The sequence below is a fragment of the Lentzea rhizosphaerae genome (genome assembly GCF_042649515.1).
Lineage (GTDB): Bacteria > Actinomycetota > Actinomycetes > Mycobacteriales > Pseudonocardiaceae > Lentzea > Lentzea aerocolonigenes.
In genome coordinates, this window is record NZ_JBHRZI010000044.1 from 129,154 (window position 1) to 151,979 (window position 22,826).

Consider the following 22,826-nt stretch of genomic DNA (forward strand, 5'->3'; position numbering starts at 1 on the left):
CGCCCGTCGGGGGAGAATGACGGCCTGAGGGCGAGTGTGGAGAGGTCGATGCGGCGGTCGCCTCTCGGCGAGTGGCTCGACGCGGTACCAGCCGGACGGTCTTCCGCGAAGGCAATTGGGTGAGGCCCGGGGGACACGGACCGCACCGACCAACCTTTACAACGGCACCTGGGCCGCCGGTGTTTCCGGATGATCTGTGGGCTGCCTCACCGGTGTCGTCGTGTGGCTGGGACGTACTGCGCTCACCGGTACCGGGATCTCGCGAAACCCTGGCCCCGCACCGCAGGTCCCCGCTCTAATGGGCGATGACGCCGCCCATGTCACATGGTTGGAGAACCTGATGGTGAGGCGGCGTTCGTTCCTGCTCGGGGCATCGGCCCTGCCACTCCTCGCACAAGCAACAGCACCCACGACCACGGCACACGCGACCACAGCGTCGATGGCCCCGCTCGACGCCGGTCGCGCGGCCGCGGACTACTGGATCCGCACCACGAGCCTCGGCGGCAACGACTGGCAGGACGCGACCCTGCACAGCGGCGTCATGGCCCTCTACAAGGCCTCCACCGACACGAAGTACCGCGACTACTCGCTGAGCTGGGCGAACCGGTACAACTTCGCCCTCAAGAGTTCGCAGAGCAACCCGCACTTCGCCGACCACCAGGCGGCCGGGCAGCCCTACCTCGATCTCTACGAGGACAACCCCGAACCGCGCAGGCGGACCGCGATCGTCAAGGAGATCGAGGCCACGATCGCCACCGGCCGGACGGACTACTGGTGGTGGGTCGACGCGCTGCACATGGCGTTGCCGATCTTCGCCCGCCTCAACCGAATGCACTACGGCGACCGCCTCTACCGGTACACGCGGGAACGGCTGTGGAACAACGGTCTCTGGTGGCGGGACAGCAGGTTCGTCGGCAGGAACGTCTACTGGTCGCGGGGCAACGGGTGGGCCATCGCGGCGCTCACGAAGGTCCTCCAGGTGCTCCCGCCGGACTCGCCCCACCGGGCCGGCTACCTCAACGACTTCAGGCAGATGGCCGCCAGGCTCGCGCAGGTGCAGCGGGCGGACGGGTTCTGGAACGTCAACCTCGGTGACCCGAGCAACTATCCCGGCCCGGAGACCAGCGGCACGGCGTTCTTCACCTACGGGCTGGCATGGGGTGTGCGGGCGGGCGTGCTCAGCGCGGCGACGTATCGGCCGGTCGCGATGAAGGGCTGGGACGGGATGGTGCGCGTGGCGCTCCAACCCAGCGGCCGGCTCGGGTACGTGCAGGGCGTGGGGCAGCAGCCGTCGGACCACCAGCCGGTGGGGCGCAACGACACCTCCAGCTTCGGTGTCGGCGCGTTCCTGCTCGCCGCGTCCGAAGTGGCGAAGCTCTAGCAGGTGGCGGCACCCCGCCCGGTCGTGCGCGGCTTTGAGCAGCGCACGGCCGGGGGTGCCGTTGGCGCGGAATCGGCTCGCGATTGCGAGTGAGGCGAACCTGGCGATCGTGTCGGCGGGGTTCGCGTGGATCAAGTGTGGCGCTCAGGGCCGCCTTGCCCCAAGGGGCCAAGTCAGATCAGGCCCAACCGCCTGGCCGCGAGCACCGCGTCGCGGCGCTGGTTCACGCCGAGCTTGCGGTAGATGCCGCGCAGGTGCGTCTTCACCGTGTTCACCGACACGAACAGCGAGTCGGCTATCTCCTCTGTCGTGCGCATCGACGGCAGTTCGAGGAGCAGGTCGCGTTCACGGCTGGTCAGCACGTCGGTCGAGGCCGTCGACGCGGCCGGCAGCGCCGTCATCGTGGTGGTGGCGAACGACTCCAGCCTGCCGAAGCGTCCGGCACCGCGCGCGAGCAGGTCGCGCACGGGCTTGCCGGCGTTGAGGAACGGGCGCAGGGCATCGACCGGTTCGGCGGCGGCCAGCGCTCGGGTCACGGCCTCGTGCGCCCGTCGCTGGTCGCCGGAACGGTCGACGAGCACGGCCTCGAGCAACCAGCCGTCGACGACCGTCGGGACCGCCAGTGCCGGCAGATCGCCCGCGAGCAGCGGTTCGACGGCCTTGCGCGCCTGGGACACGCGGGCGTGGTGGGTGTGCACGACCGCGCGCAGCAACGCCTGTTCACCGCACGGGCCGAACATCGCCTCCACCTGTTCGGGCATCGCCGACGCCCACTGCTCGTCTCCTGAGCGCAGGGCGATCCGTTGCACGGCGGGGGCGATGTGCGCGATGACGGGTGGTACGACTTGTCTTCCGGCGACGTCCTGCCACTGCTCGCGGACCCGGCCGACGACCGCCCGCGGGTCGCCCGCCGTCGGGAACGACACGGCGGCGTCCAATGTGGACACCGCCAGTGACGTGGCCGGGTCGGGACGGTCGCCCAGCGCGAGTACCGCGCGGCCCGCGAGGTCGACGGCGCGGGCGTCGTCCAGCCTCAGGTAGGCCTGCACCCCGACCAGCGTGTAGGCGAGCGCGCAGACGAAGTGCGACTGCCAGCCCTTCTCCTCGGCGAACTCCAGCGCCTCACCCGCCTGCCTCGCCGCGGCCAGGATGTCCCCGGACGCGCTCGTCAGTGCCGCCAGATGGACCTGGCAGTCCAGCACCGCGTGGTCGAACCGCTCCTGCCGCGCGATCGCCGACGCTCGCACCAGATCGTGTTCCGCGCCCGCGTGATCACCCGACAACATCGCCGCGACCCCGCGGTTCATCAACGCCGCCACCTCCGCGTCGGTGCCGCCACGCCCCGCCGCCGTGCGTGCCATCACCCGCAACGCCTCACCCAGCCGCGCGTCGAACCGGCCCCGCCGCAACAACGCCGTCGCGTGCAGCACCCGCACCCTGTCCTGCCGCAACGCGAGCGACTCGCCGCCGAGGCCCGTGAGCACCCGGTCCGCGGCCGCGACGTCACCGGCGTCCATCGCCACCAACGCCGCGACGACACCCACCTGAGGCCGCGCGAGCACGTGGACGGGCACCGCGTCGACCACCGCCCGCAACCGACCGCTGCCCTCCCTCAGCACCTCTTGCAGCACGGAGTGCTCGACGATGTCCGCCGTCAGCTGGTCGTCGCCCGCCCGCAACGCGTGCCGCAACGCCACCGCCGGTTCGTCGTTGTGGTGGTACCAGTGTGCCGCCGTCCGGTGCAGCGGCATCTCGTCCGCCGGACGGGACCGGCGCAGCTCCGCGGACAGGTGCGCGCGGAGCACCGGGTGGCAGCGGTACCACTCCGGCGCCTCCGCGAGCCTGCTGACGAACGAGTTGGTGCGCTCCAACGCGTCCAGCACCACGCCGGGGCTGGGGTGACCGGTGAGCGCGCCGGCCAGGTCCGCGCTCACCGTGTCGCACACGCTGGTCGCGACGAGCAGGTCCCGCACCCGCTGCGGGTGCCGCGCCAGCACCTCCTCGCCGAAGTAGCGGCTCACGACCTGGTCCAGACCTGCGAACATCAGCAGGTCGTCCGGCTTGGCCGGCCCCGCGGCCAGGCTCATCACCGCGAAGCGCAACCCGCCGATCCACCCTTCCGTGCGTCGGAGCAGCAGATCGACATCACCCGGCGAGAGCTCCACGCCGTGCGCGGCGAGCAGTGCTTCGGTTTCGCCGCGCCCGAACGCGAACTCGTGCGGCAGCACCTCGCGCAGCCGTCCCTCCAGGTGCAGGCGGCCGAGGTGCAGGGCAGGAGGGAAACGGCCCAGCAGCACGAGCCGCAACCGGTCGGGTGGTCGGCGGGTCAGCAGGTCGATGCTCGCGAGCGCCTCGGCGTCACGGATCTCGTGCACGTTGTCGAGCACCAGGCACACCGAAGCGGGCACCTGGTCGAACGCGGCGACGACGGCGGAGGAGAAAGCCGGTTCGGTCAACGGGATCGCGTCCGTGAGTCCGAGAGCGTCACGGATGGCGGCCCGCAGCCGCGCCGGTTGGTTGTCGTGCTCGTCGAGCGTCAGCCACGCCACGCGGTCGCCACGGCGGCGCGCCCACTCGGCGAGCAGCGTCGTCTTGCCGCACCCCGCAGGGCCTGTCACCACCGTGACCGGCGTGGACGACACGTGATCGTCCACTGTGGATAGCAGAGCGCCGCGTCGGACGAGAGGTGTCGCCGCCGTGGGCACGCGCAGCTTCGCCTGGCCGGTCTCGGGGCTGTGAGGCTCGCACTCCGAACTGTCGGACATCGCGTTTTGTCTCCCGATGGGATTAGTCAGGGCATGATCGCGTGATCGAACCGCTGGAAACGGAAATCAGCCACAGCCCCCGTCCCAGTACGCCCATCAGCCTGGGGAGCAACGACAGCGTCGCGAGCGTCCCGGTCGTCCTGGGCGGGCCGCACTCCTCCTTGCTGCCGGTGGCGACGACGGCGAGGAGAACGGCGACGACGAACACGATGCGCCGGGAACGGGAACGGTCGGGTTGACGGCTCAAGATCGGTCACCTCCAGCACCGACGTTGCTCGCCCGGACACGTGTGCGGCCTCCCCCTCCGCGGGCGGTAGCGGCGTGGGGGTTCACCTGCGGCGGGTGAAGCAGCGGATGTCCCCGCTCACAGAACCTGTGCCCCATGAGCCATCGACTCGCGCTGCGCGACCTGATCGACGTCGTCCGTCCCGCTCGTCCCGTCGCCTCCGTCTACCTGGGATCGAGCCCGCTGAGGTCGTGGCGGGCACGCTGGCTGCGCCTGGCGGACCAGCTGCGCAGCGACGGCGCCGGCCCGGAACTCGTCGACACGATCGGCGAAGTGGTGCACCGGGCCCGATCCCTGCACCCGACGGCCGACACGCTCGTGGCGTTCGCGGGAGAGGAACTGCCGCCGCGCGTCTTCCACACGCCGGGCCTGCGCCATCTGGACCTCGCCTGGTTCAGCTCACCGGCCCACGTCCTGCCGGTGCTCGCCTGGTTGCAGGAACGCCCGCCGCGCGTCGCCGTGACCGCCGGGCGGTGCAGCGCGGACCTCGTGGGCGGCACCGAACGGATCTCGCTGAACTACCCGGAACCGCAGTGGCCAGAAGGCGTGCGGTCCGCCGCCGCGGCGTGCGCGGAGATGCTCGACCGCCAGGAGGCCAGGCTCCTGGTGGTCGCGGGGGAGGACGAGGTGGTGGGCACGCTGTGGGAGGCGTTGCCCGCCCCCGTCCGCCGCGACGTCGTGGTTCGCTGGACCGGCCGCGCCCTCACGCCGAACCGCATCGCCGCCGAGACCCGCGCGGCCGCCCGGTCGTCCGTCGAAGGGGTGCTGGCCGACTTCAACGAACGCGGTCGTGTCCGGCACCTCTCGGTGGAGGGCGTCGAGGACACGCTCAACGCGATCGCCGCGGGCCGTCTGGACGATCTGATCGTCGGCTACCCGGAGGACGTCACGGCCACCGCCTGGTACGGCCCCGCTCCCACCGACGTCGCGAGGGGATGGTCCCCGTCCCGCCGCTGCGGCCTGCTCGCCGACGTGGCGGTCCGCGCCGCGCTGCTGAGCGGCACGCGGGTGCACGTGATCACCGCAGGCGTCCCGTCCGCGCCGTTCGAGAACATCGGCGGCCTGTGCCGCGCGCGCCTGGCCCTGGTGCGCTCATGACCACCGAGCTCCTGCCGCTGCGCACCGGGTTCGACGTCGCGTGGCTCGGCTACCGCCGCGACCAGGTCCAGTACTACGTGGGCGAGGCCGAACGCGACTTCGCGCTCCTGGCAGCCGATCGCGACGCGGCGGAGGCACGAGCCGCGTCGCTCGCCCGCAACCTGGAGGCGGCGCGCGAGGAGAACCGCGCGTTGCGCGACCGCATCGACCGCCTGTGCCGTCAGCCGCTGTCACCCGAGTCCGTGGGCGAACGTCTCCGACACGCCGTCGACGCGGCCCTGACGGAGGCCGCCGCGATCGTCGAACGGGCCGGCGCGATCGAGGACCATGTCTGGGCTTCCGCGCAGCAGACCCACGCCGAGCACCGCGACCTGCTCGCCACCACCCGCGAACGCATGACACGGCTGGTCCGCGAGGGCGAGGCACGGCGCCTCGCGCTCGACGAGGCCGCGGCCAGGCAGCGCGCCCAGGTCCAGGAGGACTTCGAACTGGCGCTGGCGTTGCGGCGCAAGGAGTCCCTGCGCGACGCCCAGCTGATCGAGGAGACCGCGCGGATGCGGGCGGACCGGATGCAGCGGGAGGCGGCACGGCAGGTGGAGGTGCTGCGGGAGCACCGGGACCGGGTGGCGGACGTGCTGCGGGTCGTGCACTCGTTGCTGGGCAAGGCCGCCGGGCACCTGCGGGTGGGGGAGGGCGTGTGACGGCGCCCCCCGAGCGGACCGGCACCAACCTTGATGAAGGGAACCTTCATCAACCTCAGGTTGATGAAGGTTCCCTTCATCAAGAAAGTTTCGCGGGCGGTGGCCGGTGAAGATCCTGCCTTTGGCGCTGGCCCAGTTCATCGCCAGCTACGCCGCCACCAACATGAACGTCGCCATCAGCACCATTGCGCACGACCTCGGCACGACGATCACCGGCGTCCAGACCACCATCACGATGTTCACGCTCGTCATGGCCGCGCTGATGGTGCCGGGCAGCAAGCTCACCGATCTGTGGGGCCGCCGCCGGTGTTTCGTGCTGGGCCTCACGATCTACGGCACCGGCGCGCTGCTCGCCGCGTTCGCCCCCGGCCCCGGCCTGCTGTTCGTCGGCTACGCGCTGCTCGAAGGCGTCGGGTCGGCGTTGATGATCCCGCCCATCTACATCCTCGTCACCGCGCTCGCCACCGACCCGACCGCTCGGGCCAGGGGGTTCGGCGTGGTGTCCGGGGCGGGCGGGCTGGGTGCGGCGGCGGGACCGTTGCTGGGCGGGCTCATCACGAGCACGTTCAGCTGGCGGGCGTCGTTCGGGGTGCAGGTGCTGGTGGTGGCGGTGATCATCGTGCTCGCCAGGAGGCTGCCGAAGACCGCGGGCACGCCGGGGAAGTTCGACCTCCTCGGCGCGTTCCTGTCGGGGGCAGGGCTGTTCCTGCTCGTGCTGGGTGTGTTGCGCACCAACGTGAACGGCTGGCAGGGCATCACGTGGCTGCTGATCGGGTCGGGCGCGGTGGTGCTGGCCGCGTTCGCCTGGCACATCAACCGGAGCAGCAACCCGTTGTGCGAGCCGAAGCTGTTCAAGGACCGCACTTCGAACCTCGGCCTCGGCACGCAGCTGGTGCAGTGGCTGGTGTTGCAGGGGACGTTCTTCGTGCTGTCCGTGCACCTGCAGCAGCAACAGGGCCTCAGCGCGATCGAGACCGGCGTCGCCCTGCTGCCCGCCACCGCCGGCATGCTCGTCACCTCGGCCCTCGCGGGCCGGTTCGCCCGCAAGTACGCCCAGCGCACGTTGATCCGCGCGGGGTTCGTGCTCACGATCGCCGGCACTCTCCAGCAACCGGTCGGGCTGTTGCTGCTCGGCGCGGGCATCGGGATCATGCTGACCGCGTCGGTGAACGTCGTGCAGTCGCGGTGGCCCGACGCCGACCAGGCGGACGTGTCCGGGGTGTCGCGCGCGGTGTCGAACCTCGGGTCCTCGTTCGGCACCGCGCTCGTCGGCTCGGTCCTCACCGGCGCAGGACACCCGTACCGGGCAGCGCTCACGTTGCTCGTGCTGTTCTCCGTCGTCGGGCTCGTCTTCGCGCTGTTCATCCGGAGCGACGGCGAACCGCGGCGAGGATGACCTTCAGCGCCACGCCCACCACGAGCAGGTTCAGCACCATCTGCACGGTCAGGAGCACGCGGGCGGCGGACGAAACTGGTGTTATGTCACCGAATCCGACCGTGGCGAACACCGTGACGACGAAGTACAACGCGTCCGTCCGGTCCAACGGAACGGTGAAGCTGCCGGGCTGGTGCCTCTCCATCAGGAAACACGCCTGAGCGAACACCAAGAGGTACAGGGGAATCACGAGGGCGAGGGCCTGCGCACCCTGCCAGCCGGGGAGCGCGGACCGCCCGATCGTCCGCACCTGCCACCAGAACACCACGCCGACCAGCAGCAGAGCTGCGACCAGCCGGAGCACGCTGTACGCGTCCTCCGGCTGGTCCATCGGCAGGCGGTAGTAGACCAGCAGCAGCACCCCGACAGTCGCCGCCGGTCGCAGCACCGCCCAGGTCACGAGGTGAACGTCTCCTTCAGCAGCTTCTCCTGCTCGGTCGAGAGGTTCGTGGTGATCAGCGTGGCTCCCGTCTGCTTGAACTGGTCGGCCACCCGGTCGACGACCGCGTTCTCCGACATGACGAACAACGCCGACGTGCCCGGTGTGACGCTCTCTCTGACGTCCTGGACGAAGTCGTCGTCAATGCCCGCGCGGGACAACGATCCGGCCAGTGCGCCGACGCCGGCACCGATCGCCGCGCCGAGCACCGGGATGAAGAAGATCAACCCGAACAACAGACCCCAGAACGCGCCACCGAGCGCACCCGCGCCGGTGAGCTTGCCGAGCTCCTTGGTCTTCGGGCGCTTCGCATCGGCCTCCCAGTAGACGTACGCGGTGTCGCGGATGGTGATCAGTTGCTGCTCCTGGAGTTTCTGCAGGAGGTCGAGCGCGTTGCGCGCCCCGTCGGAGGTGTCGAACTTCCACACGGTCAAAGTGGCCATGGCCGAAACTGTGCGAGACAACAACGGTGGCAGTCCTCACCCGCGCCGGGTGAGCTGCTCGTCGAGGGTGACGGCGGCGTCGATGAGGGCGAGATGCGTGAACGCCTGCGGGAAGTTGCCCAGCTGCTCACCGTTCAGGCCGATCTCCTCGGCGAAGAGCCCGAGGTGGTTGCCGTAGGTGAGCATCTTCTCGAACACCAGCCGCGCCTCGCGGGTTCGTCCGGACAACGCCAGCGCGGAGACGTAGTTGAACGTGCACAACGAGAACGTGCCCTCCGACCCGCGCAGCCCGTCCGGCGCGGCCTCGGTGTCGTAGCGCAGCACGAGGCTGTCGTGGACGAGGGACTCCATGGCCGCCAACGCCTCCAGCCACACCGGGTCGCGCGGCGCGACGAACCCGACCTGCGGCAGCCGCAGCAACGAAGCGTCCAACGCGGATGCTCCGTACCGCTGCACGAACGCACCCGTCCGGCGGTCCCAGCCGCGTTCCCAGACCTGGCCGTAGATCCGGTCGCGGATCGAACGCCACCGCTCCACCGGCCCCGGCCTGCCCTCCGCGCACGCGATGCGGATCGCCCGGTCGAACGCCACCCAGCTCATCACCCGGCCGTAGGTGAAGTCGGCACGGCCCGAGCGGGTTTCCCAGATGCCCTCCTCCGGCTGGTCCCAGTTCTGCGTCAGCCAATCCAGCTGCTCGACCACCGCGTGCCAGCCCCGATGCGACACCCGCACACCACAGAGATGCGCCGCGTAGACGCTGTCGAGGAACTCGCCGTAGATGTCGAGCTGCAGCTGGTCGGCCGCACCGTTGCCCGCCCGCACCGGTGACGACCCGCGGTACCCCTCGAAGTGCTCGAGGACGTGTTCTTTGAGATCAGCCGACCCGTCCACCGCGTACATCACCTTCAGCGGGCCGCCCTCCTCGCACCGCTGGGTGAGCCACCGCCCGAACGCCGTCGCCTCCTCGGTGAAACCCAGGCGCAGCAAGGACGACACCGCGAACGACGCGTCACGGACCCACGTGAAGCGGTAGTCCCAGTTCCGCTCACCGCCGAGCTGCTCGGGCAGACCGGCGGTCGGTGCCGCGATCAACGCTCCGGTCGGCGCGTAGGTGAGCAGCTTCAACGTGATCGCCGAGCGGTCGACCGCCTCGCGCCACCGGCCGCGGTAGGCCGACTGGGCGAGCCAGCCGTGCCAGAACATCACGGCCGCGTCGAACAGCTCGCGCGCCTGCGCGGAGGTGACGGCACGCGGCGGACCCGCGGCGCCGGACTCCAGCACGACACCGCGGGTCTGCCCCTCCACCAGGGAGAGGGTCGCGTGCAGGTCCTGCGTCGCGGTGATCTCCCCGGACACCAGCCGCGGATCGCCGGGTTCGCGCACCGCGTGCAGCACGAGACCGGACCGACCGGACTCGAAGACCACCCCGTCGTCGGTGATCCGGGCGCGGTGGGCGCGGCGGCCGTAGTCGAACCGCGGCGCCACGTCCACCTCGAACGTCATGCGGCCGCGCACGCACCGCACGATCCGCACCAGTCGGTGCCGTTCGGTCGCGTCGTGGTCGGGCAGCGGCGGCATGAAGTCGACGACTTCACCGGTGCCCTCGTCGGTCATGAACCGGGTGATCAGCACCGCGGTGTCGGGGAAGTACAGCTGACGTCCGGTGCGACCCGCGGGCGCGATGCGGCAGAACCCGCCGCGCTGCCGGTCGAGCAGCGAGGCGAACACCGCCGGCGAGTCGAACCGCGGGCTGCAGAACCAGTCCACGGTGCCGTCGGTGGACACCAGCGCGGCGGTCTGCAGGTCGCCGATCAGGCCGTGGTCGGCGATCAGCGGGTACGGGGGTTGTGTCGTCATGGGATCGACAGTCACCGGCGAGGCCACGACAGGTCTTCACCCGCCGGGACGGAGGACCCCGCCGCCTCTCGCGCGGAACGGGTGAAGATCCGCACCGCGCGCCGGTGTCACGGTGACCGCACAACCCATTCCGGACAACGGAGGCACGATGCGGGAGACAGGCTGGCTCGGCTGGATCTGGTTCGCGGGCATCATGATGATCATCATGGGCTCGTTCAACGCCGTCGAGGGGTTGGTGGCGTTGTTCCGCGGTGAGTACTACGTCGTGACCGAGGAGCAGGTGCTCGTCTTCGACATCACCGCGTGGGGCTGGATCACCCTTCTGATCGGGATCCTGGTGGCGCTCGCGGGCGGCGCGTTGATGTCCGGTGCCGCGTGGGCGCGAGTGGTGGCGGTGGTGCTCGCGGTCGTCAACGCGGTGGCGCAGCTGATGTTCGTGTCGGTGCACCCGGTGTGGTCCACGATCGTCATCGCCCTGTGCGTCACGGTGATCTGGGCCGTCGTGGTCCACGGTTCCCAGGCGAAGTCCATGACAACGACGACGTACGAACCGTCACGGCATTGATGCCACGCGCACTCACGATCCTGCTCGGTGGCGCGGCCGCGGTCGTCGTGGTCGCCGGTGTGCGGGCTGTCGCGTGGCTGGTGGCGCCGGCGATGCTGGCGCTGCTGGTCGTCATCGCGATCAGTCCCGTGCACCGGTGGCTGCGCGGGCGCGGCGCGCCGCCGTGGCTCGCGACGCTCACCGTGGTCGTGCTGGTCTACGGTGTGCTGGCGACCGTGGCGGTCACGGTCGCGGTGTCGGGCGCGCGGCTCGCGTCGATGCTCCCGGAGTTCGCGCGCGACGAGCTGGTCGTGCGCGCCGAACGGGCGATCAACGGCCTCGACCGCGGCCAGTTGATGGGTGCGATCGGCGGACTGCTCTCCGAGCTGACGAGCCTCACCACGAGCCTGGTGTTCCTGTTGGCACTGCTGCTGTTCCTGGGTGTCGAGGTGGGCTGGGCGAACTCGCGGCTGGCCGACATCGCGGTGGACCGGCCGCACCTGCGGGAGGCGTTCACCGAGTTCGTCCGCCGCAGCCGCCGCTACCTCGTCGTCACGACGGTCTTCGGGCTCGTCGTGGCGGTGCTGGACACGGTGGCGCTCGCGTTGCTGAGCATTCCCCTCGCGCTGCTGTGGGGCGTGTTGTCGTTCGTCACCAACTACATCCCCAACATCGGGTTCCTCCTCGGCGTCGCACCACCCGCCGTGCTGGCACTGCTGCAGCACGGCCCGCGCCGGGCGGTGGCCGTGCTGGTGTTCTACGGAGTGCTGAACTTCGTGGTGCAGTCGCTGATCCAGCCCCGGTTCACCGGGGACGCCGCCGGGCTGTCGACCACCGTCACCTTCCTGGCCCTGGTGTTCTGGGCCTGGGTGCTCGGCCCGCTCGGCGCGTTGCTCGCGGTACCGCTCACCGTGCTGGTGAAGGTGCTGCTGGTCGACGTCGACCCGGCGGCGGGGTGGGCGGCGGCCCTGCTCAGGCCGCCGCGAAGAGATGACATCCCCAAGGCTCCAGCGCCACGTACAGGGGGCTGAGATCGTCGTCCTGCTCGTAGACCATGCCGTCGAGCAGATCGGTGTACCGGTGCAGCTCCACCGGGAGCAGTCCCTGAGCAGGACGATCGGAGAAGTTCACGACCACGACGTGCCGGGTGCCGTCGGCCGCTGTCCACGTCCACGCCAGCAGCTGCCGGCACGACTGGTTGTCCGGCCAGCCCTCGGTTTCGAGCAGGCGCCAGTCACCGCGCCGCACCCGGTGGTCGTGCACGATCGCGAGCAGCCGCCTGTACCAGGCGGCGAGGTCGTGGTCGAGCGGCTCGTCCGGTCGCCGGGTGAGGAACACCGGCGGCCGGGCGCGCCTGCCCTCGAACTGGCCCTCGTGCCACAGCGTCGCTCCCGGCAGTGTCGCGATCGCCACCGCCGCGGCACGGGCGGCGGCGGGCGGCAGTTCGTGCGCGATGCGCGGCTCGTCCTGGTTCTCCAGGAACCGCAGGAGCCGTGACTGGTAGCCGGTGTCGGCCTTCAGGTGGTCACGAATGCCTTCGCCGCTGATGAACCGGTCGTAGAGGCGTTTGTCGTAGCAGAAGTTGAAGCCCTGCTGCTGCAGCGCCCACTCCATGTCCCAGTAGGCCTCGGCGATCAGCACGGTCTCCGGGTGCTCCGCCCGCAGCCCGCCGATGATCTCCGGCCAGTAGTCCTGCTCCGGCGGCGTCCGGTTCCAGGTGCGGGCGAAGACCTCGTTGGTGACGAGCATGGCCATGTCGCAGCGGATGCCGTCGCACCGGGCGGCGACGGAGCTGAGCGTCATCGTCGCCGCGGACCGCAGCGCGGGGGAGAAGGCGTCGAGCTGCACGACGTCCGGCCAGGCGGGGAAATAGGGGTCCCGTCCCCGTTCCAGATCTCCGTTGTCGTTGCGCACGAAGAACTCCGGGTGATCCAGCACCCACGGGTGGTCCGGCGCCACGTGGTTCGGCACGTAGTCGAGCACCAGCCGCACACCACGCGCCGCGAGCTCGGCCCGTGCCTTCGCCAGGCCCTCGTCGCCGCCGAACGCCTCAGCCACCACGTACCGTTGCACGCAGTACGGCGACCCTGTGACGTCCTCCGGGCGCAGGTCCGGCAACACCTCGTGGAACGACGCCCGCAGGCCGGGGTTCGCGTTGGCCATCGCGAGCCCCAGCAGACTGCGTTCCCACACGCCCATCAGCCACACGGCGTCCACCCCGGCCGGGGTGACCTCGTGCCAGGCGGACGACGGCACCTCGCCGAGCGTGATCTCCCTGCCCGCTGCCCGTGAGAGCTCTCGCAGCCACACCGCGGTGTTGATCTCGTAGATGACGGGTTGGTCCGGCCAGCTCATCGCGCCACCTCCCGCGGCAGCAGGGCGATCAGCGCGGTCCACCCGGTCTGGTGGCTGGCGCCGATGCCCGCGCCGTTGTCGCCGTGGAGGTACTCGTAGAACAACGGCAGGTCCCGCCAGTGCTCGTCCCGGTACCTGGTCTGTCCACCGTGGACCGGACGACCGTCCACTCCGAACAGGAACGTGTCCAGCAGCCGTTCGCCGATGTCCCGCGCCACCTCCCGCAGGTTCAGGTGACGCCCGGACCCGGTCGGGCACTCGACCGTGAAGCCGTCGCCGAAGTACTCGTGCAGGTGCAGCAACGCCCTGATGACCAGCACGTTGATCGGCAGCCACACCGGTCCGCGCCAGTTGGAGTTGCCGCCGAACATGCCGCTGTCGGACTCGGCGGGCAGGTAGCCGACGCGGTGCTCGACCCCGTCGACGGTGAGCTCGTACGGGTGCTCGGCGTGCCAGCGCGACAGCGAGCGGATCCCGTGCGGGCTCAGGAACTCCTCCGGGTCGAGCATCCGCGCGAGGATCCGGCGCAGACGGCTCTCGTCGAACAACGCGAACAGCACCGGGCCCTCCGCGTCGGCCTGCGCGCCGTGTCCCCACAACGCGGCCCGCACCGCCGGGTGCCGGTCGAGGAACTCCCGCATGCCGTCGATCAGCTCGGGGTGCTCGCGACGCACGTCCGCACCGATCACGGTCGCGGCGGCCAGTGGCAGCAGCCCGACGGCGGACCGGATCTTCAACGGCGTGGAGGTGCCGTCCGGGTGGCGCAGCACGTCGTGGAAGAAGCCGTCTTCCTCGTCCCACAAGCCACTGCCGACGTGACCGGTGGCCGCCGCGATCCACGCGAGGTTCTCCAGCAGCATCGCGGCCTGCTCGGTCTCACCCAGCTCCAGCGCCATCTGGATGAGGTTCTGGCAGTACAACGCCATCCACGCGGTGCCGTCGGCCTGGTCGATGCGCCCGCCGGTGGGCAGCGGTGCACTGCGGTCGAACACGCCGATGTTGTCGAGCCCGAGGAACCCGCCCTGGAACAGGTTCCTGCCGTCGGCGTCCTTGCGGTTGAGCCACCAGCTGAACGCGCGCAGCAACGGCGGGAACACCCGCGCCAGGAAGTCCTTGTCGTGGTCGTACTGGTAGACGAACCACGCAGCCCACGCGTGCACCGGCGGGTTGACGTCGCCGAAGTTCCACTCGTAGGCGGGGATCTGGCCGTTGGGGTGCAGGTAGCGGCGGGTGAGCAGCAGCTCGATCTGCTCCTTCGCGAGCTCCGGGTCGACGATCACCAGCGGCACCGCGTGGAAGGCCAGGTCCCACGCGGCGAACCACGGGTACTCCCACTTGTCCGGCATGACGATGACGTCCTCGGCGGCGAGGTGCCGCCAGTTCTGGTCGGCGCCCAGGGGATCGGTGCCGCGTTCGGTCAGCCAGCGCTCGACGTCGAACGCGTAGAACTGCCGCGACCACAGCAGTCCCGCGAGCGCCTGCCGGCACACGAGCCGTTCGTCGCTCCTGGGATCGCCGCCGAGGACCTCGTCGTAGAAGTCGTCTGCCTCGTCCCGCCGCTGCACGATCGTCGCGTCGAAGCCGTCGAACGGGTCCTGGAGACTGGTGTCGGTCAGCCGGACCCTGATCGTGGCGCTGCGCCCGGCGGGGATGTGCAGCTCGTGGTGGGCAGCGGCCTTAGTGCCGACACCGTCGGGCGTGACCGCGGTGGTGTCGCCGTGGACGACGAAGCGGTCGATGCCGTCCTTGACGTGCGGGGTGGCGTTGGGCGAGCCGAACACCCGCTCGTTGTCGGTCTCGTTCTCCGTCACGAGGATCGGCGCCGGCGGTGCGACGTACCACCACCGCACGCCGAGGTCGGGGTGCTCCGCGCGGACCGTGCCCGGTTCGCAGACGTGCAGCGTCGGCTGCCGGATGTCCCCGCCCCACGACCACGTGTGCCGGAACCACAACGTGGGCAGGACGTGCAACGAGGCGTCCTCGGGCCCGCGGTTGTGCGCGGTGATGCGCATCAACACGTCCTCGGGACCCGCCTTCGCGTAGTCCACGACGACGTCGAAGTAGCGGTCGTCGTCGAACACCCCGGTGTCGAGCAGCTCGTACTCGGGCTCGAGCCGGGTGCGCGCCGCGTTGGTGGCGACCAGGTCCTCGTAGGGGAACTCGGCCTGCGGGTACTTGTAGAGCATCCGCAGGTACGAGGACGTCGGCGTGGCGTCGAGGTAGTAGTAGCACTCCTTGACGTCCTCGCCGTGGTTGCCCTCGCCGTTGGTGAGGCCGAACAACCGCTCCTTGAGGATCGGGTCCTTGCCGTTCCACAGCGCCACCGCGAGACAGACCCGCTGCCGGTCGTCGCTGAACCCGGCCAGCCCGTCCTCACCCCACCGGTAGGCCCGGTACCGCGCCTGGTCGTGGGTGAACGACGTCCAGGCGTCACTCGGGTCGTGGCCCTCCCTGACCGTGCCCCACTGCCGTTCGCTCAGGTACGGCCCCCACCTCCGCCACGGACCGGCCTCGTTGAGCCTCTGCTTCTCCGCGCTGACCACGTCGCCCACCTCTCGTCTCCGCTGGGGTGTTCAGGCTCGCCGGAAGATCGGGTGCGCCGGTTCATCCGGTGCGGATGGTTCGGGGCCGTGCCGCCACCCGTCGCGGAGGAGTTGGCCCCTCGCTTGTTCCCGTGCCCGGCGGGGAGGATGAGGACATGGCGACCGCGTTCGTGCTCGCAGGCGGTGGGAGCTTGGGCGCGATAGAGGTCGGCATGCTGGCCGCGCTCACCGAAGCCGATGTCCGCCCGGACTTCATGGTCGGCACCTCGGTGGGCGCGGCCAACGCCGCGTGGTTCGCGCTACATCCGTCCGATGTGGACTCTCTCGTGTCTTTGTGGGTGTCGTTGAGGCGGACGGATGTCTTCCCACTTCGGCCGGTGCAGGGCCTGCTCGGGTTGCTGGGGTTCCGCGACCACCTGGTGCCGCAGTCCTCTCTGCGCCGGTTGCTGGAACGGTCGCTGGGCTCGATCGACCTGACCGGCACGGTGATCCCGGTGCACGTGGGCGCCACGGACGTGTTGTCGGGCGCGGAAGTGCTGCTCTCCAAGGGAAACGCGGTCGACTCGGTGCTCGCCTCCACCGCGATTCCCGCGGTGTTTCCGCCACTGCTGCTCGACGGCCGCTACCTGATGGACGGCGGCGCGGTGAACAACAATCCCGTGTCGCACGCGGTCGAGCTGGGTGCCGATCGGGTGTGGGTGCTGCCGACCGGGTACGCGTGTGCGTTGACGTCGCCGCCGCGCAGTGCGATCGGGGTTGCGTTGCAGGCGTTGACGTTGCTGGTCAACCACCGGTTGGCGCTGGACGTGGAGCGGTATCGCGACCACGTCGATCTGCGGGTGGTGCCGACGTTGTGCCCGTTGCGGGTGTCACCAGGGGACTTCGGGCGGGCGCAGGAGTTGATCGACGCGGCGTTCGTCAGTACGCGTGACTGGCTGGCCGCGGGGTGTCTGCCTGGGCCCGTTCATCCGGCCTGCGGCACCACCAGGCCCGACTCGTAGGCGATGACCACGAGCTGCGCGCGGTCACGGGCGTGCAGCTTCGTCATCGCGCGGTTCACGTGCGTCTTGGCGGTGAGCGGGCTGATCACCATGGCCGCCGCGATCTCGTCGTTCGACAGACCACGGGCGACCATCACGACGGCTTCCCGTTCGCGGTTGGTGAGCTGCCCGAGGCTCACGTTCTGCCGCGGCGGCTGGCTGACGTACCGGTCGATCAGCCGGCGGGTGATCGACGGGGCGAGCAGTGCGTCACCGCGGGCCGCTACCCGGACGGCGTGCAGGAAGTCCTCCGGCTGCACGTCCTTCACGAGGAACCCGGCCGCGCCTGCCTTCAGCGCGTGGAAGACGTACTCGTCGAGGCCGTAGTTGGTCAGGATCACGACGTGGACGGCCGCGAGGGCCGGATCGGCGGCGATGCGCCTGGTCGCCTCGATGCCGTCGACCTCCGGCATCTGGATGTCGATCAGCGCGATGTCCGGGAGGTGCCGCCGGGCCTGGTCGACGCCTTCGGAGCCGTTCGCCGCCTCGGCCACGACCTCGATGTCGTCCTCCGCGTCGAGCAACGCGCGGAAGCCGCTGCGGATCAACGGCTGGTCGTCGACCAGCAGCACGCGGATCACGGCTGTGCCACCGGGAGTTCGGCCTGCACGGTGAACCCGCCCTCGGTGCGCGGTGCGGCCTGGAGGCTGCCGCCGAGCGCCGTGACGCGTTCACGCATGCCGAGCAGCCCGACGCCCGGTTCGGAGGTTTTGGGGGAGGCCTTGCCGTCGTCGTCGACTCGGATGAGCAGCGCGTCGGGGCGGAAGTCGATGCGGACCTGCGCGGTCGCGGCGGCGGCGTGGCGGGCGATGTTCGTCAGCGACTCCTGCACGATCCGGTACGCCGTGCGTTCCACCGCGGCCGGCACGTCGGTGTTGCGGCCCTCGATGGTCAGCTGCGCGTCGAGACCGGTGGCTCGCGCGCGTTGAACCAGTTCGGCGACGTCGTCGATGCCGTGCGGCGGGTTCTTGTCGTCGTCCCTGAGCGCTTCCAGCGTCGCGCGGAGTTCCCTGGCCGCCTCCCTGCCCGCGTCCCGGATGGTCACGAGCGCTTCCGGCACGTCCTCGCCGCGCTTCTGCGCGAGGTGGACCGCGACCTCGGCCTGGAGCTTGATCACGGAGATCTGGTGGGTGAGCGAGTCGTGCAGCTCGCGCGCGATGTGCAGGCGTTCCTCGTTGGCACGGCGGCGCGCGGTCTCCTCGCGGGTGCGCTCGGCCTCGTCGGCCCTGCGCTCGGCCTGCCTGAGTGCTTCACCGGCGGCCGCGGCGGCGATGAGCCACGCGATCTGCAGGACGTCCCGGCTCTGCGCGAACGCCTCGTAGGTGGTGAGGTCGCGGGGCGAGAGCAGCGCCGCGACGGGGAGCGCGGCGAGCATCAGCACCGAACCGGCGACCGTGACGACCCGGTGGCCCGCCCTCATCGTCGAGTAGACGGCGAACAGGAACGCGATCACCGGCACGTCGGCGCCGGTCGCCTGGTAGCCCAGCGCGAGGAGTCCCGTGGCGGCCAGCACCGCGACCGGCGCCGTCCTGCGTGCCGCCAGCGCGAGCCCGCTCGCGGCCAGCAACGCGTAACCGGGGCCGGTGGCGGGGTGTCCGGCGCTCACGAGGCTCGCCGCCACCCCGATGGCGATCACCCAGTCCAGCCAGCGCGCGTTCATGGGTGCACCTTAATCCGATGTTCGCGCTGGTAGATCCTGCACGGGGAGGACTGTTGATCTACTACGAGCGCAGTAGTGGTTGTCTGCGCGCGCACGACGACTCGCGGTGGGCGGCGAAGACATGCTCTTGCCATGACTCTTGCTGTTGCTGCATATGAGATGACCGCGGGACGTGCCTGGTCGCTGGTGGGCGCCGCGATCGGAATCGTCGGTGTTGTGCTGGGCGTGCTGGCGGTGAGGCGTGGCCGGGGTGGCGTCGCGGCCGTGGGCGCGGGTGCCGTCGGGGCGGTGATCGGCCTGCTGGTCGTGCTCATGGCCGAGGGCGGTCCCGGCACCGGCTACGGCATCGTCGGCGGCTACCTCTCCCTGCTGGTGGGACTGGCCGCCGCCGGCCTGGGCGGACTGGCTATGCGAAAAGGCGTTCGGGCTGGTGCACGGCGCGCCGGGTGACCAGTCCCGCCGCACCCCGCACCACGGCGAACTCGCCGAGGGGTGAGGCGACCAGCCGGGTGTGGCGCTCTCCGCCGGCGAGCACCCGGCCGTCCATTTCGGACTGAACGGCGGCGCTGAGGTGCTCGTGCAGCACGGCGTAGCTGCCGCCGAGCACGACTGTCGGCACGTCGAAGAGGTTCATCAGCGTCGCCAGCCCGACCCCGAGCGCCTCACCGGCGTCGCGGACCGCCTTGAGCGCCTTGGGATCGCCCGCGTCGAGTGCTTTCTGGAGCGAGTCGAGCCGGCGCCGTCCCGCCTCGCGCAGGATGACGTCGAGGCCCGCGTACCGCTCGACGCAGCCCCGGCTGCCGCACGTGCAGCGGACACCGTCGCGTTCGATCACGACGTGCCCGAGCTCGCCCGCGAACCCGCTGACCCCGCGGTACACCTCGCCGTTGAGAACGACGCCCGCACCGATGCCGACGTCGGCGGAGACGTGCACGAAGTCCTCGCCGGCGAGGTGGTGCGGCCACAGGTGTGCGAGCGCTGCGACGTTGGCCTCGTTGTCGAGCTCGACGTCGAGGCCGAGGCGGCGGCCGAGCCCTTCGGCGAGTGGCACGCCGACGAGTTTCGGGAGGTTGGGGGCTCTGACGACGACACCGTCGTGCACCACGCCGGGGATCGCGAGACCGACGCCGAGGTGCTTGCGCGGGCCGGAGATCTGGTTGATCAGCTCGGCGACGCGGTCGAGCACCTCGTCCGGCGTGGCCTTGCGGATGTCCGTGGGCACGAGGTGGCGCTGGAGGGTCTCGCCGTCGAGGCCGAGGGTCTCGACGGCGAGGTGGCTGACGTTGATCTCCGCGCCGATCGCGACCGGGCCGTCCGGGTGGAAGCGCAGTGGTTTGGACGGCCTGCCCATGCCGGTGAGGGCCGCGGGCTCCTCGAGGAGGATCCCGTTGGCCAGCAACGGTTCGGTGAGGTTGGAGAGGGTGGCTTTGGTGAGACCGGTGCGGGCCGCGAGGTCGGCCCGCGAGCCGGGACGGTCGACGAGTGCGAGCAGGACCGTTCGCAGGTTGCCGAGGCGAACCTGTCGCAGGTGGTCGACGGTGGTCATCGGCCCCAGTATCGCCGAATGCTGGTGCCCGAGTTCGGGATGAACGGCTCTTTTGTCCACCTCAGGTGAACAAAAGAGCCGTTCATCCCGCTCGCCCCCGGGCCCCACACCCCGCCGGTCCTCCGCGTGCTCATCGGCTCAGGTACTTCTGCGCCGCGTCGGCGTACCGAGCCCGCACCTCCGGCACCGCGTCCGCCTCGTACCGCCGGCTCTCCGCGAGCGTCCACTCCGGCGGTGTCGCACCACCCGTGAGCGTCCACGCCGCCTGCCGGGCCGCACCGTCCGCGACGTACTCACCCGGCGCCGGCACGGTCACCGGCACCCCGAACACGACCGGCGCGATCTCCCGCACCGCGGGCGAGACCGCCGCACCGCCCACCAGCCGCACACCGGTGACGTCCGCACCCTGCCCGGCCAGTGCGTCGAGCCCCACCGCGAGCCCGCACAACATGCCCTCCACGGCGGCACGCGCGATGTTCGCCGGTGTGGCGTTCGTCAGCGTCAAGCCGTGCAGCGCACCCGTCGCGTCCGGGAGGTTCGGCGTCCGTTCTCCCTCCAGGTACGGCACCATCACCACGCCTTCCGCGCCCGGCTCGGCGGACAGCGCCAGCGAGCTGAGCGTCGCGAGGTCGACGCCCAGCATCCGGGCGGTCGCGTCCAGCACGCGGGCGGCGTTCAACGTGCACGCGAGCGGCAGGTACCGGCCCGTGGCGTCCGCGAAGCCCGCCACGATCCCGGACGCGTCCGACGCCCGCACCTCGCTCGTCGCCGTGACGACGCCGGACGTGCCCAGCGACACCACGACGTCCGCGCCGCCGCCCACGCCCAGCATCGCCGCCGCGTTGTCACCGGCACCCGCGCCGAGCCGCACCGGACCGTCGACGAACTCGGCAGGACCGAGCACACGCGGCAGCGCCACGTCGGAACGGCCCAGCGCCAGCGACACCAGGTCCGGCACGTACTTGTCCGTCACCGAGTCGAAGTAGCCGGTGCCGGACGCGTCCGAGCGGTCCGTGACCAGGTCGCCCAGGTCCCCGGTGCCGCGCAGCCGCCACGTCAGCCAGTCGTGCGGCAGGCAGACCGCCGCGGTGCGCGCCGCGTTGGCCGGTTCGTGCTGGGCGAGCCAGCGCAGCTTGGTGATCGTGAACGACGCGACCGGCACCAGTCCGATCCGCTCCGCCCACTGCTGCGCGCCCAGCTCGTCGGTCAGGGAGGCGGCCGCCGCCGCGGAACGGGTGTCGTTCCACAGCAGCGCTTCCCGCACGACCTCGCCGTCCTCGTCGAGGCAGACCATGCCGTGCTGCTGGCCCGCCACGCTCAGCGCCGCGACGTCGTCGAGCCCTCCGGCGTCCGACAGCGCGGACTGCAGCGCGTCCCACCAGTGCGACGGGTGCACCTCGGTGCCGTCCGGGTGCGTTGCGCGGCCCTCCCGGACGAGCTCGCCCGTCTCCGCCTCGCGCACCACGACCTTGCACGACTGCGTCGAGGAGTCGACGCCCGCGACGAGCGTCATGTCAGCGCGCTCCCGCGAGGTGCTCGAGCGCGAGCTGGTTCAGCCGCACGAACCCGAAGCCGCGCTCGGCCGCCTTCTCCGGGTCGAAGCTGTCGTCGGCCAGCAGGTCGTCGTAGGACTCGCCGTCGTTGAGGGTCGGCTTGCCCAGGTCGGCGACGCCGGCGACCTGCAGCGCCTCCTGCACCTCGGGGTCGGCGCGGAACGCGGCGGCACGTTCCTTGAGCAGCAGGTACATCCGCATGTTCGCCGCGGCGGAGTCCCAGACGCCCTTGATGTCCTCGGTGCGCGACGGCTTGTAGTCGAAGTGCCGCGGACCCTCGTAACCGCCGGTCTCCAGCAGGTCGACCAGCGCGAACGCGTTCATCAGGTCACCGTGGCCGAACACCAGGTCCTGGTCGTACTTGACGCCGCGCTGACCGTTGAGGTCGATGTGGAAGAGCTTGCCCTGCCACAACGCCTGCGCGATGCCGTGGACGAAGTTGAGGCCGGCCATCTGCTCGTGCCCGACCTCGGGGTTGAGCCCGACGAGTTCCGGCTTGTCGAGCGTCGAGATGAACCCGAGCGCGTGCCCGATCGTCGGCAGCAGGATGTCGCCGCGCGGCTCGTTCGGCTTCGGCTCGAGCGCGAACCGGATGTCGTAGCCCCGGTCCGTGACGAACTGGGTCAGCAGGTTCATGGACTCGCGGTACCGGTCGAGCGCGGCCCGCACGTCCTTGGCCACGTCGTACTCGGAGCCCTCACGGCCGCCCCACAGCACGTAGGTCTTCGCGCCGAGCTCGGCCGCGAGCTCGATGTTGCGCAGGATCTTCCTCAGCGCGAACCGCCGCACGCCGCGGTCGTTGCTGGTGAGGCCGCCGTCCTTGAACACCGGGTGGGTGAACAGGTTCGTCGTCATCATCGGGATGACCAGGCCGGTCTCGTCGAGCGCGGCCTTCAGCCGGTCGATCTGCTGCTGCCGGTTCGTCGCCGCGAACCCGAACAGGTCGTCGTCGTGGAACGTCAACCCGTAGGCCCCGAGCTCGGCCAGCCGCTGCACCGCCTCGACCACGTCCAGGTCCGGGCGCGTGGCGTCGCCGAACGGGTCGCGACCCGGCCAGCCCACGGTCCAGAGACCGAAGGAGAACTTGTCCGCCGGAGTGGGCGCCGTCATGATCCACCTCATTCGTTCAATGCTTGAACTTAGTGCGGACAGTACGACGCGCGTGCCGTGATCGCAATCG

Annotated in this window: 20 protein-coding genes; 8 read left to right on the top strand and 12 right to left on the bottom strand. The window is 70.7% G+C overall.

All coding sequences use genetic code 11. The features are described from left to right. Positions 1–439 precede the first annotated feature (439 nt). The gene (locus tag ACFOWZ_RS41315; RefSeq protein ID WP_382379442.1) at positions 440–1,381 is read left to right on the top strand and encodes a glycoside hydrolase family 88/105 protein; all 942 of its coding nucleotides are present in this window, start codon (positions 440–442) and stop codon (positions 1,379–1,381) included. Between the two features lie 173 nt (positions 1,382–1,554). Here ACFOWZ_RS41315 and ACFOWZ_RS41320 read toward each other — a convergent pair whose 3' ends face one another. After that, positions 1,555–4,146 (bottom strand): LuxR C-terminal-related transcriptional regulator, encoded by a 2,592-nt coding sequence (locus ACFOWZ_RS41320; protein ID WP_382379443.1) that lies wholly within the window; start codon positions 4,144–4,146, stop codon positions 1,555–1,557. 22 nt (positions 4,147–4,168) lie between these two features. Next, on the bottom strand, positions 4,169–4,393 hold the full coding sequence (locus ACFOWZ_RS41325; protein ID WP_382379444.1) for a hypothetical protein: 225 nt from the start codon (positions 4,391–4,393) through the stop codon (positions 4,169–4,171). Between the two features lie 135 nt (positions 4,394–4,528). Between ACFOWZ_RS41325 and ACFOWZ_RS41330 the strand changes: the two genes are divergently transcribed. From ACFOWZ_RS41330 to ACFOWZ_RS41340, 3 genes are all read left to right on the top strand, one after another. Further along, entirely contained in the window at positions 4,529–5,530 is a 1,002-nt protein-coding gene (locus ACFOWZ_RS41330; protein ID WP_382379445.1) for a hypothetical protein, read from the top strand. Then, a complete protein-coding gene (locus tag ACFOWZ_RS41335) occupies positions 5,527–6,231 on the top strand; it encodes a hypothetical protein (protein ID WP_382379446.1) in 705 nt (234 codons plus the stop codon). Before ACFOWZ_RS41330 ends, ACFOWZ_RS41335 begins: the two co-directional genes overlap by 4 nt. Positions 6,232–6,337: 106 nt before the next feature. Next, a complete protein-coding gene (locus ACFOWZ_RS41340) occupies positions 6,338–7,627 on the top strand; it encodes an MFS transporter (RefSeq protein ID WP_382379447.1) in 1,290 nt (429 codons plus the stop codon). On the opposite strand, the gene ACFOWZ_RS41345 is transcribed toward ACFOWZ_RS41340, so the two are convergent. From ACFOWZ_RS41345 to ACFOWZ_RS41355, 3 genes are read right to left on the bottom strand one after another with little or no spacing between them, the layout of a single operon-like run. Beyond that, on the bottom strand, positions 7,593–8,066 hold the full coding sequence (locus tag ACFOWZ_RS41345) for a potassium channel family protein (RefSeq protein WP_382379448.1): 474 nt from the start codon (positions 8,064–8,066) through the stop codon (positions 7,593–7,595). The genes ACFOWZ_RS41340 and ACFOWZ_RS41345 overlap by 35 nt on opposite strands. Beyond that, the gene (locus ACFOWZ_RS41350; protein WP_030468670.1) at positions 8,063–8,548 is read right to left on the bottom strand and encodes a DUF1269 domain-containing protein; all 486 of its coding nucleotides are present in this window, start codon (positions 8,546–8,548) and stop codon (positions 8,063–8,065) included. The genes ACFOWZ_RS41345 and ACFOWZ_RS41350 overlap by 4 nt, the downstream gene beginning before the upstream one ends. Positions 8,549–8,584: 36 nt before the next feature. Next, positions 8,585–10,405: a glycoside hydrolase family 15 protein gene (locus tag ACFOWZ_RS41355; RefSeq protein WP_382379449.1), complete on the bottom strand. Its 1,821-nt coding sequence runs from the start codon at positions 10,403–10,405 to the stop codon at positions 8,585–8,587. A gap of 112 nt (positions 10,406–10,517) precedes the next feature. Between ACFOWZ_RS41355 and ACFOWZ_RS41360 the strand changes: the two genes are divergently transcribed. Both ACFOWZ_RS41360 and ACFOWZ_RS41365 read left to right on the top strand, forming a co-directional pair. Continuing rightward, entirely contained in the window at positions 10,518–10,970 is a 453-nt protein-coding gene (locus ACFOWZ_RS41360) for a DUF7144 family membrane protein (RefSeq protein WP_382379450.1), read from the top strand. After that, positions 10,970–11,980 (top strand): AI-2E family transporter, encoded by a 1,011-nt coding sequence (locus ACFOWZ_RS41365; protein WP_382379451.1) that lies wholly within the window; start codon positions 10,970–10,972, stop codon positions 11,978–11,980. The genes ACFOWZ_RS41360 and ACFOWZ_RS41365 overlap by 1 nt, the downstream gene beginning before the upstream one ends. On the opposite strand, the gene ACFOWZ_RS41370 is transcribed toward ACFOWZ_RS41365, so the two are convergent. Together ACFOWZ_RS41370 and ACFOWZ_RS41375 are read right to left on the bottom strand one after the other, a co-directional pair. Continuing rightward, complete coding sequence (locus ACFOWZ_RS41370) at positions 11,922–13,304, bottom strand: alpha-amylase family glycosyl hydrolase (RefSeq protein ID WP_382379452.1); 1,383 nt, start codon at positions 13,302–13,304, stop codon at positions 11,922–11,924. The two genes, ACFOWZ_RS41365 and ACFOWZ_RS41370, sit on opposite strands and share 59 nt — an antisense overlap. Beyond that, a complete protein-coding gene (locus ACFOWZ_RS41375; protein WP_382379453.1) occupies positions 13,301–15,856 on the bottom strand; it encodes an MGH1-like glycoside hydrolase domain-containing protein in 2,556 nt (851 codons plus the stop codon). Before ACFOWZ_RS41375 ends, ACFOWZ_RS41370 begins: the two co-directional genes overlap by 4 nt. 146 nt (positions 15,857–16,002) lie before the next feature. On the opposite strand from ACFOWZ_RS41375, the gene ACFOWZ_RS41380 reads away from it, so the two are divergent. Then, positions 16,003–16,848, top strand: coding sequence for a patatin-like phospholipase family protein (locus ACFOWZ_RS41380; protein ID WP_382379454.1), 846 nt, complete (start codon positions 16,003–16,005; stop codon positions 16,846–16,848). Here the strand turns inward: ACFOWZ_RS41380 and ACFOWZ_RS41385 are convergent. Then, positions 16,812–17,468 (bottom strand): response regulator, encoded by a 657-nt coding sequence (locus tag ACFOWZ_RS41385; RefSeq protein WP_382379455.1) that lies wholly within the window; start codon positions 17,466–17,468, stop codon positions 16,812–16,814. The genes ACFOWZ_RS41380 and ACFOWZ_RS41385 overlap by 37 nt on opposite strands. Beyond that, positions 17,465–18,547: a sensor histidine kinase gene (locus tag ACFOWZ_RS41390; RefSeq protein ID WP_382379456.1), complete on the bottom strand. Its 1,083-nt coding sequence runs from the start codon at positions 18,545–18,547 to the stop codon at positions 17,465–17,467. The genes ACFOWZ_RS41385 and ACFOWZ_RS41390 overlap by 4 nt, the downstream gene beginning before the upstream one ends. Before the next feature lie 132 nt (positions 18,548–18,679). On the opposite strand from ACFOWZ_RS41390, the gene ACFOWZ_RS41395 reads away from it, so the two are divergent. Next, positions 18,680–18,997: a DUF6223 family protein gene (locus ACFOWZ_RS41395; RefSeq protein WP_382379457.1), complete on the top strand. Its 318-nt coding sequence runs from the start codon at positions 18,680–18,682 to the stop codon at positions 18,995–18,997. On the opposite strand, the gene ACFOWZ_RS41400 is transcribed toward ACFOWZ_RS41395, so the two are convergent. The 3 genes from ACFOWZ_RS41400 to xylA form a co-directional block, all read right to left on the bottom strand. Then, on the bottom strand, positions 18,954–20,093 hold the full coding sequence (locus ACFOWZ_RS41400) for an ROK family protein (protein ID WP_382379458.1): 1,140 nt from the start codon (positions 20,091–20,093) through the stop codon (positions 18,954–18,956). The two genes, ACFOWZ_RS41395 and ACFOWZ_RS41400, sit on opposite strands and share 44 nt — an antisense overlap. A gap of 130 nt (positions 20,094–20,223) precedes the next feature. Continuing rightward, positions 20,224–21,606, bottom strand: a complete 1,383-nt coding sequence (gene xylB / locus ACFOWZ_RS41405) for a xylulokinase (RefSeq protein WP_382379459.1) — start codon at positions 21,604–21,606, stop codon at positions 20,224–20,226. A gap of 1 nt (position 21,607) precedes the next feature. Then, positions 21,608–22,756: a xylose isomerase gene (xylA, locus tag ACFOWZ_RS41410; RefSeq protein ID WP_382379460.1), complete on the bottom strand. Its 1,149-nt coding sequence runs from the start codon at positions 22,754–22,756 to the stop codon at positions 21,608–21,610. Positions 22,757–22,826: the final 70 nt, after the last annotated feature.